We start from the raw sequence: 2782 nt of genomic DNA on the forward strand, positions 1-2782 counted from the left end.
CGCATGGTGTCGGTGAGCCGACCCCAGATCACCTCGTCCACACCGACCTGGACCATTTTCGCCCGGCTGGTCAGGCCCATCTTCAACCCGATCAGACGCTCACCCCGGTCGAGACGACGCTGGATCAGGGCGGTCTGCACCGCATAGGCGGCGTCGACATCGAGGCCGGTCTCGGCCGCCAACTGTGGGATGGCGGTGGCGGTGTCCGCCGCCTCACCGAGGCGTGCGGCGATTCCAGCGGTGTCCGGCCCGATCATGCCGCCTCACCCTTTCCCTGCTGCTTCTGCTGCTGTTCACGACCGCCGGCCAGGTCGAGTGCCACGTCCACGATCATGTCTTCCTGCCCGCCGACCATGCGACGACGGCCCAACTCGACCAGGATCGAGCGCACGTCGACCCCGTACTTGTCCGAGGCCCGTTCGGCATGGCGCAGGAAGCTTGAGTACACCCCGGCGTAGCCGAGGGACAGGGTTTCCCGGTCGACCTGCACCGGCCGGTCCTGCAACGGGCGCACAATGTCGTCGGCGGCGTCCATCAACGCGAACACGTCACAACCGTGCTCCCAGCCGTGCAACTCGGCGACCGCCACGAACACCTCCAACGGCGCATTACCCGCCCCGGCACCCTGACCGGCCAGCGACGCGTCCACCCGCACCGTCCGCCCGTGCGCCGAACCCAGCGGCCCGTCACCGACGATCCGACCGTGTTCCACGGCGACGACGCTGTTGGCGACGCCGAGGGACAGGTTGTGGTGGGCGTGGATACCGATCTGCGTCGTTGGTTCCAGCACCTGCCGATAGGCGTCCACCCGCTCGGCGACGTCCGACATGAGTAGCCGGCCGCCGGAGTCGGTGACGTAGACGCAGTGCGCCCCGTACGACTCCATCAGCTTGGCTTGGGCTGCCAACCCTGCGGGGTCGTTCATGTGCGACATCATCAGGAACCCGGACACGTCCATGCCGTTCTCCCGCGCCCACGCAATGTGCTGGGCGGAGATATCAGCCTCCGTGCAGTGGGTGGCGATCCGCACACTGGTCACGCCGAGGGCTTTCGCCGCCTTCAGGTCGGCGATCGTGCCGATCCCCGGCAACAACAGGGTGGTCAGCTTCGCGGTGGTCATCACCTCGGCCGCCGCCGCGATCCAGTCGGCGTCACTGGCCGCACCGTGGCCGTAGTTGACACTCGACCCGGCCAGCCCGTCACCGTGGGCGACCTCGATCGCGGCCACCCCCGCCGCGTCCAACGCCGCCGCGATCGTGCGGACCTGCTCCACCGTGTACCGGTGAGCCACCGCATGCATACCGTCACGCAACGTCACGTCCTGGATATACAGATCAGTCACGACAGCACCCCCGCAGCATCGCGGCGCCCGCCGTCACGAACCGTCCCATCCCGGCCGGCCGACCGCACCGCCACCAGACGCTCCGCTGTACGCAGCGCCGCCGACGTCATGATGTCCAGATTCCCCGCATACGCCGGCAGGTAGTGCCCCGCGCCGGAGACCTCAAGGAACACCGACACCTGCAACCCCGACAGGCGCCGACCCAACGCCGGCACATACGCATCCACCCGGTCGAACTGCACGTCCTGCTTCAACCGATAGCCGGGCACATACCCCTGCACCGCCGCCACCATCTCCGCCACCGACGCGGCGATCGCCGCCCGGTCAGCGTCGGCGTCCTCACACAGGCAGTACACCGTGTCCCGCATCAACAACGGCGGATCCGCCGGATTCAACACGATGATCGCCTTACCACGATCAGCGCCACCGACCACCTCGATCGCCCGCGCCGTCGTCTCCGTGAACTCGTCGATGTTCGCCCGCGTCCCCGGCCCCGCCGACTTGGAAGCAATCGACGCCACGATCTCCCCGTAGGCGACCGGCGTCACCCTGCCGACGGCGGCGACGATCGGCACCGTCGCCTGCCCACCACACGTCACCATGTTCACGTTGCGCTCACCCAGATGCTCATCCAGATTCACCGGCGGCACCACATACGGACCAATCGCCGCCGGCGTCAAATCCACCACCAGACGACCGTGCTCGGCCAGCACCGCATCGTTGCGCCGGTGCGCACCCGCCGACGTGGCATCGAACACCAACCCCACCTCAGCGAACTCCGGCATCGCGACCAAGCCGTCGACACCCCCGGCGGTCGTCGCCACACCCAACCTGCGCGCCCGCGCCAGGCCATCCGACTCAGGATCGATGCCGACCATCGCCACCATCCGGAGGCTGTCACTCAACCGCAGCACCTTGATCATCAAATCGGTGCCGATGTTCCCCGACCCGATCACCGCCACCCCGACCGTCATGCCGTGCCCTCCCGACTCAGGACAGCCACGTTCACGAGCCCGCCCCACATGCTCACGACGCCACCTCCGAAAAGCACGCCCGCACCGAGCCAAGACCGGAGATCCGCGCCTCATACGCCGCGCCCGGCGTCACCGACACCATCGGGCCGAGCGCCCCGGACAACACCACATCGCCGGCGCGCAGGGGGTCACCCGAGCGGGCCATCGTCTGGGCCAGCCACTGCACCGCGTGCAGCGGGTTGCCCAAACAAGCCGCGCCGGCCCCGACCGACACCGGTTCACCAGCCTGCTCCAGCACCATGCCGCACAACCGCAGATCAACATCCGCCAACCGACGCGGCACCGTACCCAACACGAACAAGCCGGAGGACGCGTTGTCCGCGACCGTGTCCACGATCGAGATGTCCCACCCCGCCACCCGCGAATCCACGATCTCGATCGCCGGCAACAAATGGTCCACCGCCCG

3 protein-coding genes and 1 pseudogene are annotated in these 2782 nt (G+C 68.2%); all 4 read right to left on the minus strand.

Annotation, left to right across the window (positions count from 1 at the left end):
- Positions 1–257: pseudogene (locus ABZ809_RS34415) on the minus strand (4-oxalocrotonate decarboxylase); the annotation flags it as partial.
- Complete coding sequence (dmpG, locus tag ABZ809_RS34420) at positions 254–1342, minus strand: 4-hydroxy-2-oxovalerate aldolase (protein WP_357566838.1); 1089 nt, start codon at positions 1340–1342, stop codon at positions 254–256. The gene dmpG and the pseudogene ABZ809_RS34415, both read right to left, overlap by 4 nt.
- Positions 1339–2316 (minus strand): acetaldehyde dehydrogenase (acetylating), encoded by a 978-nt coding sequence (locus ABZ809_RS34425; RefSeq protein WP_357566840.1) that lies wholly within the window; start codon positions 2314–2316, stop codon positions 1339–1341. Before ABZ809_RS34425 ends, dmpG begins: the two co-directional genes overlap by 4 nt.
- Before the next feature lie 52 nt (positions 2317–2368).
- A partial coding sequence (locus ABZ809_RS34430) for a fumarylacetoacetate hydrolase family protein (protein ID WP_357566841.1) occupies positions 2369–2782 on the minus strand: 414 nt, incomplete at its 5' end.

The organism is Micromonospora sp. NPDC047074, assembly GCF_040643815.1.
In the GTDB taxonomy this organism is placed as follows: Bacteria; Actinomycetota; Actinomycetes; order Mycobacteriales; family Micromonosporaceae; genus Micromonospora.